Genomic DNA, 15,309 nt, shown 5'->3' with positions numbered 1-15,309 from the left:
CATCAGGGTGTACAACTATCCAGAAATGCGGCAATTGATGTAAAAACAGAATGTTCAGGAATGAACTTGTGGCTTATCCAGGGCGATGCAATGCTCCAAACCCCAACAATTACAATAAATAACCCGGCACCTATTCTGACATAGTTGTTTTGAAGTTTGTTTTGCCAGGTTTTCATCAACCCCGAGGCTGCAAGCATGGATGGAATCGTTCCCAACCCAAAAACAAACATGAACAAACCTCCTTGCCAGAAATTTTGTGTCGCGGCGGCGGCGATTAAAACACCATATAACAATCCACAAGGAATCAATCCCCAAAGCATTCCTTTGAAAACCTGGGTGAAGCTTTCGTTTTTTTGTGAAATGAGATGAAGTGTGTTTTTGGCTTTTTTCCAAAGGAAATTGTTTTCAATGAAGCTGTGCAAGCCTGACTTTTTTAGCATGATTCTGATGCCAAGGTAAATTAAAACCAATCCCAGAACCAATCGAATCCAAAAGCCTATTTCTGCAATTTTTATCCTTAAAACCAGTCCCTGAATAATTCCTGCCACCAACATTCCTAAAATGGAATAAGTTATAATTCTGCCGAAATTTATCAAAAGTACGGATTGAATTTTTATACCGTTTCTGCAAAAGACTCCGCAAAGACCTCCACACATAGCAAGACAATGGATGCTGGAGAAAAGACCGATTAAAAAGGGTGTGAGTAAATCCATTAATTACTTTCCTTTTTTTCTTGTTCCTCTTTTTTTTCGTCTTCGTCATCCAATATGGAGTAAGCGGGAGTGTCTAAGTCATCAAATTGATTGTTTTTAACAGCCCAGAAAAAAGCCCAAACAGCAAATCCTGCCAGCATCAAACTGAGTACCACTAATACAAAAACCATGCTCATGCTACATTCTCCTCGCGAGGCACTTTGTCTTTTTCAAGTATTCTTTCATACTTTCTTACCTGCAGCTCTTCGTTCAATTGTTTATCTTTCAACGCATTTGCAACAAGCTCCATCGTCAGGGCTACGGCTCCGCGATTTTCCTGAACTAGTTTGTAAGCCGCGTCTCCCATTTTTTTTCTCTCATTGGCATTGCCAATGAGTTTTTCCATATTTTCAACAATATCATCTTTATTTGTGACTAACTTTGAACCCCCACAATCATGCAGAAGTTGCGTTATTTCAGCAAAATTATGTGTATTGGGGCCGACTAATACCGGCAACTTAAATACTGCTGCTTCGAGTACATTATGTCCACCAATATTGGCTATCGAACCACCGACAAAAGCAATATCAGATGCCGCATAAAATTCCAGCATTTCTCCCATGGTATCGACAATAAACACTTCTGCTTCTTCATCATACAAACCGCACTTGCTTCGTAATTGTGTGTCAAAGCCTTTGTTGATACTTAACTGTGCAGTGACTTGAAACCTCTCAGGATGTCTTGGAACAATGATTAATAACAACTGTGGATATTTGCTTTTAAGCGTTTTATAAGCATCCAGAACATGCACCTCATCTTCATGATGTGTACTTGCTGCAATCCAGATTAAATTGTTTTTGGAACAGTGTTCGTGAATGGTTTTGCCTTTTTGAATGATGTCATCTTCAATGATAATGTCAAATTTTAAACTTCCAACCACATAAATTTTATCAATGTCACAACCCAGACGAATCATACGATCAGCATCCGTTTTGGTTTGAGCAGCGACAAATTTGGTGTTATTGACAGCCATTCTTGCCAATGATTGCACCCATTTATAACCTTTGAGTGATAATTCTGATAAACGCGCATTCGCAACAACGATGGGGATATCTCTTTTTTTACAGAAGCGGAAAAGATTCGGCCAGATTTCGGTTTCCATAACAACTGCTAGTTCCGGTTTTATTTTTCTAAGAAAACGCTTAACTGCTCCGGGTAAGTCATAAGGAAGATAGAGATGAAAAACACTATTCCCAAAAATTTGCTGAACGCGATCAGACCCGGTTGGTGTCACTGTCGTGATGACAAAACTGTAATCCTTATAGGTTTCCATTAAAGCTCGAATTAATGGAATCGCCGCATTCACTTCTCCAACCGAAACCGCATGAATAAGAATGGACTTTTTAAACTGTGGATTGGTAAAAACACCGAACCGCTCCTTCCAACGACGAAAGTATGCCGGTGATTTAATTCCCCGAATTGCCAAACGCAATAAAACAATTGGAGTTAACAAAGCTGTAAGCAATGAATAAAGCCGGCTTTTTATTTCTAAATCCAAATTTGACAACCTCTTGTTTGGTGCAATGGTTTTTAACGAATGACTTGGTTTGTACTCGCATCTCTGATAGTACTTGGTTTCTGCTCTTTTCCTAAAGGAGCATCAAAATAGCAGAGTATTTTATCACCAAATACATCTTTTATATCCTTAATTGAGTTTAAAACTGGTTGATTTGCAAGGTTTGCAGAGGTTGAGACTAAAGGTGAGTTTAAGTAATTACAAAGTTGTACGACGGCTTCATGTTTACTGACCCTTACAGCTATGGTTTCAAAACTTCCTGAAACCCACTCAGGTACTTTTGATGATTTTGGAAATATCCAGGTATTGTGTCCCGGCCACGTTTTTAAGGCTCTGGCTAAATCATCGGCATGTTTCGGTTTTATCAGCGGTAATATTTGTCTGATGTGAGAGGCTATCAGTATCAAACCTTTTTCAACCGCTCTTTGCTTTAAGGTTAAAAGTTTAAGAACGGCTTGCTGATTAAATGGATTGCAACCCAAACCAAAAACAGACTCAGTGGGATAAGCTATCAATCCGCCGGAAACAAAAGCTTCTTTAGCTTTTTCAAGTTGAGAGAACGAGCTCATTTTTAACTCTTAACAACTTTCTTTTTTGTGGTTTTCTTGGCAACTTTCTTACTTGTTTTCTTACTGACTTTTTTCTTCGCCGTCTTTTTCTTTGCGGCTTTTTTCTTGGTCGTTTTCTTTTTTGTCGTTGCTTTTTTAGTTGTTCGTGACTTCTTGTCAGGTGTATTAGCCAATATTTCCAAACACTCTTCGTGTGTTAATGTATTGGCTTCAACGTCTTTTGGAATTTTGCCATTCTTACTGCCATCAGTGACATAAGGCCCCCATCGACCATTTAGAATCTGAATTCCATCATCGAAAGTTTTAATAATTTTATTGGCATCTGCAATTTTCTTCTCCTTAATCAACTCCAGTGCCTGTTCTAATGTGATATCGTAAGGTGAATAGGTATCTTTTTTGATAGAAACGAATTTGTTGTTGTATCTGACATAAGGTCCAAAACGACCAATATTAGTGCTGACCTTTTCACCTTCCGGAGTTTCTCCAAGGGTTCTTGGTAGTTTGAATAAATCCATTGCTTCTTCAAAGGTAATGGTGTCGAGCTTTTGTCCGGGTAAAAGTCCTGCAAAACGCGGCTTTTCTTCATCGTCTTTGGTGCCGATTTGCACAAAGGAGCCATATTTTCCAACTCTGGCAGTGACCGGTTTTCCTGAAACAGGGTCATTACCTAATTCTCGTTTGTATTGAGCCTCGTCTCGGCTAACTGAGTTTTCAGTTTCATCAATTAATTCTTTGAACGGACTCCAAAACTGTTTCAATAAAGGTATCCATTGTGTTTCTCCCCTTGACACTGCATCCAGTGCATCTTCGAGGTTTGCCGTAAAGTCATAATCAACATATTTTGCAAAGTAGCTTTGTAAAAACCGAGCAACAACTTTTCCTATGTCTGTTGGAATGAATCTTTTATTATCCAGTTCGACATAATCCCTGTTTAATAATGTGCTGATAATGGAAGCATAAGTTGATGGTCTGCCGATTCCGTACTCTTCAAGCGCTTTTACCAGGCTTGCTTCCGAATACCTCGGAGGTGGTTCGGTAAAGTGTTGTTTTCCACTAATGTCTTTTAGAGTGCACACATCACCTTCTGCAAGTCGTGGTAAATTGTTGGAGTCTGTTTTTTTCTGATCATCTTTACCCTCTTCATAAACACTCAGAAAACCTTTCTTAATAATTGTGGAACCAGTTGCCCTTAATACATGACCATCTCCAAACTCGAAGTCAGCTGACACTGTTCCAATTAAGGCATCAACCATTTGAGATGCCAGAGCTCTTTTCCAAATCAAATCATACAGTACATATTGGTCTTTATTGACTTTCGATTTTATTTGAGCCGGCGTTAATAAGGCATCAACCGGTCTGATAGCCTCGTGAGCCTCTTGTGCATTTTTTGATTTACCTTTGTAATAATTCGGTTTTTCAGGCACATTTTCCTTTCCGAAGTTTTTTTCAATCGAAAAGCGAATGCTATTTAAGGCATCCTGAGACAATTGAACCGAATCGGTACGCATGTAAGTTATCAAACCTTGCGTGTTACCACCAATATCTAATCCTTCATACAGTTGTTGAGCCACTTGCATGGTTTTTCTTGTCGAAAACCCCAGTTTTCTGGCAGCTTCTTGCTGTAAAGTTGAAGTGATAAAGGGAGGTGCTGCTCTTCTTTTTCGTTGTTTCTCTGTCAGCTTGGTAACTGTTAAACTGTTTCCTGATTGCTTTTTGAGTTTATCAAGAGCGTCTTCAACTTGTTTTTGGTTGTTTAAGTCAAACTTTTTAAGTTTATCACCATTGAACTGAATCAGGCTTGCACTAAAATCTTCCGAGCCTTTTTGCATTAATGCCGAAACACTCCAGTATTCCTGCGCAACAAAAGCATCAATTTCCTCTTCTCTGTTAACAATCATTCTTAGTGCCGGAGACTGAACCCGACCGGCAGACAAACCACGTTTGACTTTTTTCCAAAGTAGTGGAGATAAATTAAAACCTACCAAATAATCCAAGGCTCGACGCGCTTGTTGAGCATCAATCAAATCAAATGATAGTTCTCTTGGGTGGGCGACTGCATTTTGAATCGCTGATTTAGTGATTTCACTAAAAACAATTCGATAGATGTTTTTGTCTTTCAGAACTTTTCGCTTTTTCAGAATTTCAGAAACATGCCAGGATATCGCTTCTCCCTCTCTATCCAAATCGGTTGCAAGATAGATGGAGTCTGCTTTTTTTGCTTCCCTAACGATATTGTCAATATGTTTTTTATTGCGGTCAACCTCAACATATTTCATTTCAAAATTGTTATCCGGATCAACGGCACCGGTTTTTGCTTGCAAATCTCGAATGTGACCGTAAGATGCCAGAACCTTGTAATCCTTGCCTAGATATTTCTCAATTGTTTTTGATTTTGCCGGTGATTCGACAATTAAGAGGTTTTTCGCCATAGTTGAATGTAAAAAAATCTTCCGAGTTATTAGTCAGTTTATCTATTCTTTTCGTTTTTAAATTCTAATGTATTGTGCACCGGGCAAAGCTCTTATTTTATCTTCCAGTTCCAATATCAGCAGAGTGGATGCAACTTCCCGAGCTGTCAATCCGCTATTGATAATAATGTCATCTATCGCCGTTGGTTCATACATGATGTGGCTTAATAGCTCATTATTTTCACTTTCGCCTGCATTAATATAAGGTTTATTTTCGGTTTGTACAGTTTTATTTTTAAGTAATTCGAGTTTTTCTTTGATTTGAAATGATAAAGAATGGGCTAAAGGAGTGAGTTCTTCAACAATTTCCGGAGCTGATTCTACCAATTTTGCTCCTTGTTTGATTAAATAATTACATCCTTTAGCATTAGGGTTATGAATCGAACCCGGAATCGCCATAACAGGTCGATTGATTTCCATAGTTTGTCTGGCTGTGATTAATGTTCCACTTTGAATTCCGGCTTCAATAACAAGTGTTCCCAGCGATAATCCGCAAATAATTCTGTTTCTTCTCGGAAAATTCTTGGCGTGGGGTTTTGTTCCGATTGGAAACTCCGAAACCAGTGCGCCTGTTTTTGCAATTTCATGCGCTAATTCTCTGTTTTGTGAAGGATAAACTACATCAAGACCGGTTCCGGTAACAGCTATCGTAGTTCCACCTGCCTGAAGTGCTGCTTTGTGAGCGGTACCATCAACACCTATTGCCAATCCACTGGTAATGGTTAACCCTTTAGACGCTAAGTCATAGCAAAACGATCTTGTGTTTTCCAGACCAACTTGACTGGCATTTCTGCTCCCTACAACAGCAATTTGTGGTTGAAACAAGACTTCAGGCTTGCCGGTTACAAACAATACAGGGGGAGGAGATTCTGCCTTTTTTAATAAGGTCGGATATAAATCATCATCAATTGTAATGATGTGATTGTGTTCTTTTTCAAGCCACTCGAGATCAGGTTGAATACTTTCCAAATCTGGATGTTTAACCCAATCAAGAGATTTTGCAGGGATTTTAAACTCTGTAGGAAGAGTTTTTTGAGAAAATACGGCTTCTGCGTTACCAAAATGATTGATCAACTTCAGGATACGAGAACTTCCCAAGCCCGGGCATCGGGTCAACAATAACCAGGCTTGGTATGAATCTAACATTTTAAAGTCCCTTTTCTGTATTAACCCATAAAAAAATTATATAACTATGGCACCCTCACATAGTCATACATATGAACGGGGCGAGTTCCACCCATTATCATGCCATAAGAAATATGATCATAGGTTCTGAAAATCATAATATTTGCAACATTCTCTTCTGGTAAGGTTACCTTTGATTTTGATGGTTTAAATAATGTTCTTACATCATCTTCAGGGAACATCACATTGTCTCGAATTTCTTTTTCAGGGCGATTCACATCATAAACATCACCAACATTAATTCCATCGGCTGAACCTCTGCTAATAGCAACGATTTGTCTTTTTGCTGCGGAATATGCAGCATTATTTAATGCAATCACTCTGATATTACTATCTGTTGCTGCTCCTGCTTTGGGTTGGAAGAAAGCATCGAAACTTCCATTATCTAATGGAAGAACCAAGTCACCTTCTTTTATTTCAAGTATATTTTTACTCACTTTCATAGTAGTAATGTCACCGGTACCAACTCTAGCAACCATGGCTGTACCGATTTCTTCAACTTCATATCCAAGAATATCAACATTTTCCCAATAGGTTCTGTCCATATACTTTTTCCAGAAACGGGTCATTATTGCTTTTCCGGTGTATTCACTTCCTTTTGACCACTCTACCGTTTCTGTTTTTCTTTCGTTATACGGAGATGACTCCCAAGGATAATCCGTTGGGACATCCCGATATATCAAAGTCGGGCGAACCACTGCAAAAACATCTCCCTGTTTGACGTTATTCAGGTTTCTGACATAAAGATGATTAGGCTTAGTTCCTCTTAAATGCTCATCTTCCATCGACACGACATAAGGAGCTAAATCAACCTCTTCCTTACTAAGAATGCGTAAATTCTTCAGGAACGATTCTATTTCACTTAGCGGAATGGTTTTGATTGCATTCTCGTGTGAAATTTCTCGAGTTTTCGGTGAAAGTTTTAATGTCGGATGATTTCTGGTTAATTGAATTGCCGGCTTGCCATCCAGATAAACCAAAGACAAAACATCACCCGGATAAATCAAATGCGGATTTTCGACCTGTGGATTTGCATGCCAAATTTCCGGCCACAGCCAAGGTGACTTAAGAAACATTGCGGAAATATCCCAAAGCGTGTCGCCTTTCTGTACAACATAGGTATCAGGGTGCTCCGGGTTTAACTCAATTTCAGCAAAAGCCTGAACACTGATTAATGTAACCGCAATAAAAAGTAAATGTAATTTTTTAAGCATTTCCGACAAATCCTTGATTTCATTAGTGTTTAGTTTAGCTATTTTATACAGCAAGTTAAACTAAAAAATGTGAAACAGACTGCATTTCTTGTAAAAATCCTCAATTTCAACGCCACAGGAACACAAAAAATTGTATTATTTTCTTATATTTGCGGGATTTATCATCATCCAGCCTCGATTTTATTGATAATATTGCCTTTAGCAAATTAGTCCCAATATTATTGGAAAATACAAATTTACAAAACAACTATGGCAATTTTAGACATACTGACCTTACCGGACAAACGATTAAAAACGATAGCTGAACCTGTGACCGTTTTTGATGATGAATTAAAAAAACTAACCAGCGACATGCTTGAAACCATGTATGATGCTCCGGGTGTGGGTTTAGCAGCAACTCAGGTCAATGTTCATAAACAGGTTGTCGTTATTGATGTCTCTGAAGAAAAAGATCAACCGCTTTGTCTCATTAATCCGAAAATTATCAGCAAAGAAGGTGTACAAACTTATGAAGAAGGATGTTTGTCTGTACCTAACATTTATGCCAAAGTGAAGCGTGCCGGAAAAGTTGAGATAGAAGCTCAAGATGTCAATGGAGAAAAGTTCTGCATCGAAGCTGAAGAGCTTTTAGCTGTTTGTATCCAACACGAACTCGATCATCTGAAAGGCATTGTTTTTCTGGACCACCTCTCACCATTAAAAAGAAAAATGGCTTTGAAAAAACTGGAAAAAGCTGAAGAATAAATATGTTTCCTAACAAAAGTCACCCACTGGCTTCTTTAGTCAAACACACCATTTCGTAGTATTGGTTTTTATTAAATTCAAATTCACAAATAGTATCTAGTTTGAGTTTGCGGGAATGTGCAGCATAAGAACGAGGGTTGGCTTTATTCACGAAAGTGACTAAAACAGGATAGCGTTTGGACATTTCTTTCAATGCAAAATCGAATAAATCGGGCAATAGAGTTGTTCCGCGATAGCGTTTGTCGATGCAAACAGGACCATACTGATAGGAGTTATCGACACTCAATTGATAGCCTTTGTAATTGAGATTTGGCAGTTGTTCTATCATGTAAGCAAAAATCGGCCAAGCCGACCAAAACTGCCAAGAAGCCGACATTACATAAGCGACCACTTCGTTGTTTTCATCCACCGCGATAAACAAACCCTGCTCCTGCTCAATCAGTGCTTTGAGCTCTTCTGGTGTAAACGGCGTGGTGACAAAGCCGTTTTTTTTATCTTCATCAGAAATACTATCCACCTGATAACGGTAATGTAATTTCAACGCGCTTTCTATATCCGAAACTTCGGCGATTTTTAACTTGAGATTGTTTTGCATAAATTATTTAGCTGTCTGTTTTCGAAAACTGCTAAGTTCTGTCAGCAACCAGTCTCTGGTTTTAATCAGTTCATCACCGCACTGGACATAATAATCCTTGCCACTCATGGTGCTTTTGCTAGCTGAATATTCAATAAAATCTTCCGTGGTTTTGATTTTATTCCTGAAATAATCATATTTTCTTTGAATATGTGATGCGGCTTTCTCACCGTTATGATGCTTACCATTTCGAATCATTTCGCAGGATGTGGTTTTTACAAAATTGAGTAAATGCTGAACCTCCGCTTGTTGTTCCTGTGGAACATCGGCAAGTACTGAAATTGTTAAAAAGAGTAAGAAAAGTAACCAACTACCTTTCAATTTTGGAAAGAAAATAAAAATTTTCATCTTCATCAGTTACTTCAAAACCATTAGACAAATAGAAATTATAAGCACTTGTGTTTATTTTGAAACACTTTAATTCAATTCCTCGCCCGGAATAATCTTGCATCAGTAATCCAAGCAATTTTTTGCCCAATCCTTGTCCTTGATATTGAGGCTCCAGAATTAACATATTGATATAAATACTTGTGTTATTATCTTTAAACTGGACGTACCCGACAAGCTCTGAATCCAATGTGATTAAAAAAGATTTATAGGTTTTGAGACTTTTATTGAAATCGTTAATCTGCCACTCATCATCCCAACCCCAGATGTTTTCAATATGACCTTTCATAGCCTTTTGGTAAGTGAACCAAAGATAGAAAATGTTGCTTTTTTTGTGTTCGACTAGTTTTAAGTTCATTAATGTCTGGTGATGTAGTTTATATGTATTACTGGTACAACTTTGAATAAAAATTAAATAAAAATGATTGTTGCTTCTATATAATAGTCACAACAAAGACTAAGCATACTCAACCCTGATTCACTCTAGATAGAAGACATAAAAACCCCGAAGTATTTTTCGGGGTTTTGTTTTCTATACTTCAAAGAGTTCCTAATTATTCCATTTTGGCATTCTACCGGGTGTCCAAGGAGCTCCAAGAGATTCCATTTCATCTTCAAATGCTTTCACGTCATCGTTAATCTTGCTGAGTTCTTGCAGAAGTTCTGAGAACTCGGAGTTAGCGATTTCGTATGATTCTCTGAATCCTTGAGGAACATTGGATTGTGATTCGATGATGCTACCAAACAAGGTGCCAATACGAGTTGAAACCGACCATGGCACGGGCTCTTGTCTGGAAGCAATGGTTGAGTCGCCATTCATTTTGGTATCAAAATCAACAAGGCGAAGTCTGAGGCTTTCCAGCTTTTCTGTGAGTTGGTTGGTTGCTTGTGGTGTCAATTCGAGTGCTTTGTACAAGTGTTCAACGCGATTGTTTATTTCACCGAATTTTTTATTAGCACCATCAACAGCTCTGCTTAAATCCGCCAATTGCTTGTGAAAGGCTTGAACTTCTAGCGGATTTTTACTCAACTCCGGAGAGTTTTCCAGTCTCTTAAGATTAAATGCTTGTGGTTGTGAAATAGCCTCGGTTTGACCATTATGGCGTTTCATTAAAGTCGCTGTGTATGTTCCCGGTGTGGCTAATGGTCCCATTGGTGCTGTAGCCCAATAAGGAATCCATGCCGGCTGTTGCAGTTTCACCGGATTAGGAGACGGCAAACGCATGTTCCATTGCTCACGGTGGAAGCCTTTTTTATCACTGACAGGAACCCGGCTCACGACTTTTTGTTGATTATCACGAATTTCCAAATAGAGCATTACGACTTTTTCAGTGTCCTCTTTTCTCAACTGATCCCACGAAGGATAGAATGTGTCCTTGTTGTCTTTTTCAAGGTCGATTTCTTTTTTACGTCGAGTTTCTTTAAGAGATTTATAACCATCTTTCAGATAGTATGAAAACGTCACACCATACGCCGGATTTTTCGCGGTAAAATAGTCGCTTCCTGAAGAACCTTTTTCGCGATCATCAATTCGATCGCCTTCGATATACAACCAAGAGTCTTTAACAGGGAACAATGTGGCTGCTGATTTTTCCAAATCTGAGGTTTTAAATCTCAAAGGAGAGTAATCATCAAGGATGTAAACACCACGTCCGAAAGATGCGACAACCAAGTCGTTTTCACGGCGTTGGATTTCCAGATCGCGAACGGCTGTGGTTGGAAGACTAGAAAATTTATTCCAACTGCTTCCACCGTTTTGAGTGAAAAATAATCCAAATTCTGTTCCGACAAATAATAGATTGGAGTCCACATGATCCTCTACAATTGTGTGAGCAAAACCTCTTTCAGGAAGATTTCCTGAAATCATTTTCCAGCTTTTACCTAAGTCGGTTGTTTTCAGAACATAAGGTTTGAAGTCTCCACGCTTATGGTTATCAATCGTGATGTATGCGGTATTTTTATCATGTGATGAAAACAAGACGTCTGAAATATAAGACATGTCAGGAACTTTCGGGAATGATTTGATTTTACTCCAGTCATTTCCACCATTGGTTGTGATGCTAACAACACCATCATCAGAACCAACGATAATTCGCCCTTCAGCAAGTGGACTTTCAGAAATTCCAATCAAACTGCCATACATGGATGTGGAAACATTTTTTGCAACCGAATCGACACTCCAGACACGATCCATGACTTTGAGTTTATTTCTGTCGATTTGTTGTGTCAAATCAGGGCTAATGACTTTCCATGAGTCACCTCTATCATCTGATTGAAATAGTTTTTATGCACCATAGAATAAACGTGTGCTTTGATGCGGACTGATGATTAATGGCGTGTTCCAGTTCCATTTGTAGGCATTCTCACCTTTTTGTGGATGTGGTGTGATATAAATTCTTTCATCAGTACGACGATCGACTCTCGCCAACCCACCGTATTGGTATTGTGCATAAACCAAATTCGGATCATTGGGGTCAATTTGAGCTTTATAACCATCTCCACCCAAAATAATATCCCAATCCGCATTAGTTACGCCATGAATACGAGTGGTTCTTGATGGACCACACAACGAATTGTTGTCTTGTGTGCCACCACAAACATTGTAGAAAGGTTCGGCATTATCAGGAGTGATGCGATAAAATTGTGCCAAAGGCAGATTGCGAATGTGTCTCCATGTTTGCCCACGATCATAGGTTTCATAAACGCCACCATCACCGCCGATGAATAAATGCTCAGTGTTGTCAGGGTCTATCCATAATGCATGATCATCTACATGGCGGAAAGTATCGGACAGTTTGGTCCAGGTTTTTCCGGCATCTTCAGATACATGTGTAAAGGTGCTGAGAGAATAGACTCTGTCAGGATTGTGCGGATCAACTATTAATTCATTGTAATATTGCGGGCTGGTGGTCATATAGCCTGATTGTTTGCTGAAGTTTTCACCAAAATCTTCAGACATAAATACGCCTTGTTCTTTTTTATTGGACTCAACAATCGCGTAGATTCTGTCGGGATTAGACGGAGCTCCGGCCAAACCAATTCGTCCCATGTGATCTTTAGGCAAAGATGATTTCACTTCATTCCATGTTTTTCCACCGTCTGTGGTTTTGTGAATTCCGCTTCCGGGGCCTCCATTGATTAAAACCCAAACATGTCTGCGACGTTGATAGGTACTGGCAACAATATTATCCGGATTACGAGGATCAACCACAAATTCATTCACTCCGGTGAATTTATCAACATTGAGGATACGTTCCCAATTTTTACCTCCATCGGTGGTTTTATACAGACCACGATCGCCTCCATCACTCCAGAGCGGACCTTGAGCTGCAACTAAAACAGTATCAGAATTTTTAGGGTCAATCCAGATTTGAGAAATATGACCTGAGTTTTTCAAACCCATGTTTTTCCAGGATTTTCCGCCATCAACTGATTTATAAACACCATCACCAAAAGCAACGGATCTTTGCGCGTTATTTTCTCCTGTTCCTACCCAAAGAACCAAAGGATTACTAGGGTCAATCTCAACGGTACCAATAGAATAAGAACCTTCGTTATCAAAAATCGGCTCCCAGGTTATGGTGTTATTTGTGGTTTTCCACATATTTCCAGCAGCGGTAGTTACATAGAAGACTTGCTTGTTTGTTGGATGAAACGCAAAGTCGGAAATTCTCCCGGAAATCAATGCCGGACCGATATTTCTTAACGGAATTCCGGAAAGCGGACTTTCCTCTGGTTTGCCTTGCTTATTTTTTTTCTTTGCGTTGACGGTAGCTGAAAGCATAAAGATACTTACAAGTACCAACAGTATTTTAGTTAATCTTGTCATCATATTTTCTCAAAGTTCAAAACTTCAGTAATTTTAACAGAGATGACAAATAGTTGGCAGAAATAACAGAGTTATTTTAAATACTGCTAATATAAAAAAGCAGGTAATGAAACCTGCTTCTTTGAATTGAGATGTTTAAAGAGATTATCTCTTCATCGAAGTGAAAAACTCTTCGTTTGTCTTTGTGTCTTTGAGTTTATCCAGTAAAAACTCAATGGCTTGGACATCATCCATAGGATGTAGAATTTTACGCAAAATCCATGCTTTGGTGAGAAAGTCCTGATCGACGATGAGCTCTTCTCTTCTTGTACCTGAACGGTTAATATTGATTGCCGGCCAGACACGTTTTTCTGCAATTCTTCTGTCCAAATGAACTTCCATATTACCGGTTCCTTTAAACTCTTCGAAAATAACTTCATCCATTTTCGAGCCGGTATCAATCAATGCGGTTGCGATAATTGTCAAGCTACCGCCTTCTTCGACATTTCTTGCTGCACCAAAAAATCGTTTAGGGCGTTGCAATGCATTGGCATCAACGCCACCGGTTAACACCTTTCCGGATGATGGAGCAACCGTGTTATAAGCACGTGCCAAACGTGTGATAGAGTCCAATAAAATAATAACATCCTGTTTATGTTCAACCAGTCTTTTAGCTCGTTCAATCACCATTTCGGCAACCTGAACATGGCGGGAAGCCGGTTCGTCAAATGTCGAAGCAATTACTTCGCCACGAACCATGCGTTGCATTTCAGTCACTTCCTCAGGGCGTTCGTCAATTAACAGAACAAACAATTTACACTCGGGATTATTGAGAGCAATATTTGTTGCAATATTCTGCATCATCAGAGTTTTACCAGCTTTCGGAGGTGACACAATCAAACCCCTTTGTCCTTTACCAATTGGTGAAATCAGGTCAATGATTCTGGCAGTTAAGTCCTCTTTAGAACCATTTCCGCGTTCCATTTTGAGCTGATCTTGCGCAAATAACGGAGTGAGGTTTTCAAACAGAATTTTACCATGAGTGTTTTCAGGTGGCTCATAGTTTAATGATTTAATTTTGAGCATGGCAAAATATCTTTCAGACTCTTTAGGAGGTCTGATTTTGCCTTCAATGGTGTCACCGGTTCTTAATCCGAAACGTCTGATTTGGCTCGGTGAAACATAGATATCATCTGGTCCGGCTAAATAGCTACTATCAGGAGCTCTTAAAAAGCCAAAACCGTCAGGTAAGACTTCCAGCACTCCCCCGCCATAAATGTCCACACCTTGTTTGGCTTGTGACTTTAGAATATTGAAAATTAAGTCTTGTTTGCGAAGCCTGGAGCGGATTTCTACTCCTGATTCAGCGGCTATTTCGGTTAATTTCTTGGTTGAATATTGTTTTAGTTCTGATAGGTTCATAGTTAAGTTTTATGCAGAAAATTTGTTTGAATTTGTTGTGTAAGTTAGCGCCACGAAAGAACGCAGAAGTAATTTTTTAGTAATTTTTTTATTTTGAAATAGAGACGAGATAATTTGTCTCTATGTTGAACGCCTATAAGTTAACACGTCAGGAAGACTGTCGCAACTAAATTCTTAACAGACTTTGTGATTTTTATGGTTTTATCTTCGATAATGTCATACCGAACACTTGAATCGTTCAAACGTTCGGTATTCAGTGATTTTGGAATTAAGCTGTGTGTTTATTCAGCATTTCAACCAATTGGCCTTTTGATAAAGCTCCAACATGTTGATCGACAACTTCACCGTTTTTAAAAACCATCAAAGTAGGAATGCCTCTGATGCCCATTTTGATCGCTGTATTGCGACAAGATTCTGTATCCACTTTTACAACTTTAACCTTGTCTTTCATCTCATCAGCGACTTCATCAAGAATCGGAGCAATCATGCGGCATGGTCCGCACCATTCTGCCCAATAATCCACTAAAACAGGAACATCGGAATTGATGTCGGTTTCAAAACTGTCGTCAGTAGCATGTTTAATATTTTCACTCATTTTCAGTGCTTCTCC

15 protein-coding genes are annotated in these 15,309 nt (G+C 39.0%); 1 reads left to right on the top strand and 14 read right to left on the bottom strand.

Features of this window, described 5'->3' with window-relative positions; genetic code table 11:
• Nucleotides 1–2: 2 nt before the first annotated feature.
• From R3F25_06590 to R3F25_06560, 7 genes are read right to left on the bottom strand one after another with little or no spacing between them, the layout of a single operon-like run.
• Nucleotides 3–713 (bottom strand): sulfite exporter TauE/SafE family protein, encoded by a 711-nt coding sequence (locus tag R3F25_06590; protein ID MEZ5496482.1) that lies wholly within the window; start codon nucleotides 711–713, stop codon nucleotides 3–5.
• Nucleotides 713–889, bottom strand: coding sequence for a cbb3-type cytochrome oxidase assembly protein CcoS (ccoS, locus tag R3F25_06585; protein ID MEZ5496481.1), 177 nt, complete (start codon nucleotides 887–889; stop codon nucleotides 713–715). Before ccoS ends, R3F25_06590 begins: the two co-directional genes overlap by 1 nt.
• The gene (waaA, locus tag R3F25_06580) at nucleotides 886–2,250 is read right to left on the bottom strand and encodes a lipid IV(A) 3-deoxy-D-manno-octulosonic acid transferase (protein ID MEZ5496480.1); all 1,365 of its coding nucleotides are present in this window, start codon (nucleotides 2,248–2,250) and stop codon (nucleotides 886–888) included. The genes ccoS and waaA overlap by 4 nt, the downstream gene beginning before the upstream one ends.
• 32 nt (nucleotides 2,251–2,282) lie before the next feature.
• Entirely contained in the window at nucleotides 2,283–2,837 is a 555-nt protein-coding gene (locus tag R3F25_06575; GenBank protein MEZ5496479.1) for a Sua5/YciO/YrdC/YwlC family protein, read from the bottom strand.
• Nucleotides 2,838–2,839: 2 nt separating this feature from the next.
• The gene (locus tag R3F25_06570; protein MEZ5496478.1) at nucleotides 2,840–5,266 is read right to left on the bottom strand and encodes a DNA topoisomerase I; all 2,427 of its coding nucleotides are present in this window, start codon (nucleotides 5,264–5,266) and stop codon (nucleotides 2,840–2,842) included.
• Between the two features lie 57 nt (nucleotides 5,267–5,323).
• On the bottom strand, nucleotides 5,324–6,451 hold the full coding sequence (gene dprA / locus R3F25_06565; protein ID MEZ5496477.1) for a DNA-processing protein DprA: 1,128 nt from the start codon (nucleotides 6,449–6,451) through the stop codon (nucleotides 5,324–5,326).
• A 44-nt stretch (nucleotides 6,452–6,495) separates the two neighbouring features.
• Nucleotides 6,496–7,704 (bottom strand): LysM peptidoglycan-binding domain-containing protein, encoded by a 1,209-nt coding sequence (locus tag R3F25_06560; protein MEZ5496476.1) that lies wholly within the window; start codon nucleotides 7,702–7,704, stop codon nucleotides 6,496–6,498.
• 249 nt (nucleotides 7,705–7,953) lie between these two features.
• Between R3F25_06560 and def the strand changes: the two genes are divergently transcribed.
• Nucleotides 7,954–8,448, top strand: coding sequence for a peptide deformylase (gene def / locus R3F25_06555; GenBank protein MEZ5496475.1), 495 nt, complete (start codon nucleotides 7,954–7,956; stop codon nucleotides 8,446–8,448).
• 19 nt (nucleotides 8,449–8,467) lie between these two features.
• Here the strand turns inward: def and R3F25_06550 are convergent, their stop codons facing one another.
• The 7 genes from R3F25_06550 to trxA all read right to left on the bottom strand — a co-directional run bounded on the left by R3F25_06550 (nucleotide 8,468) and on the right by trxA (nucleotide 15,294).
• On the bottom strand, nucleotides 8,468–9,043 hold the full coding sequence (locus R3F25_06550) for a GNAT family acetyltransferase (GenBank protein ID MEZ5496474.1): 576 nt from the start codon (nucleotides 9,041–9,043) through the stop codon (nucleotides 8,468–8,470).
• A 3-nt stretch (nucleotides 9,044–9,046) separates the two neighbouring features.
• Nucleotides 9,047–9,430 carry a DUF5329 domain-containing protein gene (locus tag R3F25_06545; protein MEZ5496473.1) on the bottom strand — a complete coding sequence of 128 codons (384 nt, stop codon included), beginning with the start codon at nucleotides 9,428–9,430 and terminating at the stop codon, nucleotides 9,047–9,049.
• Nucleotides 9,393–9,827, bottom strand: coding sequence for a GNAT family N-acetyltransferase (locus tag R3F25_06540; GenBank protein MEZ5496472.1), 435 nt, complete (start codon nucleotides 9,825–9,827; stop codon nucleotides 9,393–9,395). Before R3F25_06540 ends, R3F25_06545 begins: the two co-directional genes overlap by 38 nt.
• A 192-nt stretch (nucleotides 9,828–10,019) precedes the next feature.
• Complete coding sequence (locus R3F25_06535) at nucleotides 10,020–11,699, bottom strand: hypothetical protein (GenBank protein MEZ5496471.1); 1,680 nt, start codon at nucleotides 11,697–11,699, stop codon at nucleotides 10,020–10,022.
• Between the two features lie 54 nt (nucleotides 11,700–11,753).
• On the bottom strand, nucleotides 11,754–13,301 hold the full coding sequence (locus tag R3F25_06530) for a hypothetical protein (GenBank protein MEZ5496470.1): 1,548 nt from the start codon (nucleotides 13,299–13,301) through the stop codon (nucleotides 11,754–11,756).
• Between the two features lie 141 nt (nucleotides 13,302–13,442).
• Nucleotides 13,443–14,699 carry a transcription termination factor Rho gene (rho, locus tag R3F25_06525; GenBank protein ID MEZ5496469.1) on the bottom strand — a complete coding sequence of 419 codons (1,257 nt, stop codon included), beginning with the start codon at nucleotides 14,697–14,699 and terminating at the stop codon, nucleotides 13,443–13,445.
• A gap of 268 nt (nucleotides 14,700–14,967) precedes the next feature.
• Nucleotides 14,968–15,294: a thioredoxin TrxA gene (gene trxA / locus R3F25_06520; protein MEZ5496468.1), complete on the bottom strand. Its 327-nt coding sequence runs from the start codon at nucleotides 15,292–15,294 to the stop codon at nucleotides 14,968–14,970.
• Nucleotides 15,295–15,309 lie beyond the last annotated feature (15 nt).

It is taken from the genome of Gammaproteobacteria bacterium (genome assembly GCA_041395445.1).
Lineage (GTDB): Bacteria > Pseudomonadota > Gammaproteobacteria > Xanthomonadales > Marinicellaceae > NORP309.
The sequence above is the reverse complement of the archived record's forward strand: the minus strand, read 5'-3'. Positions and strand labels throughout refer to the sequence as shown.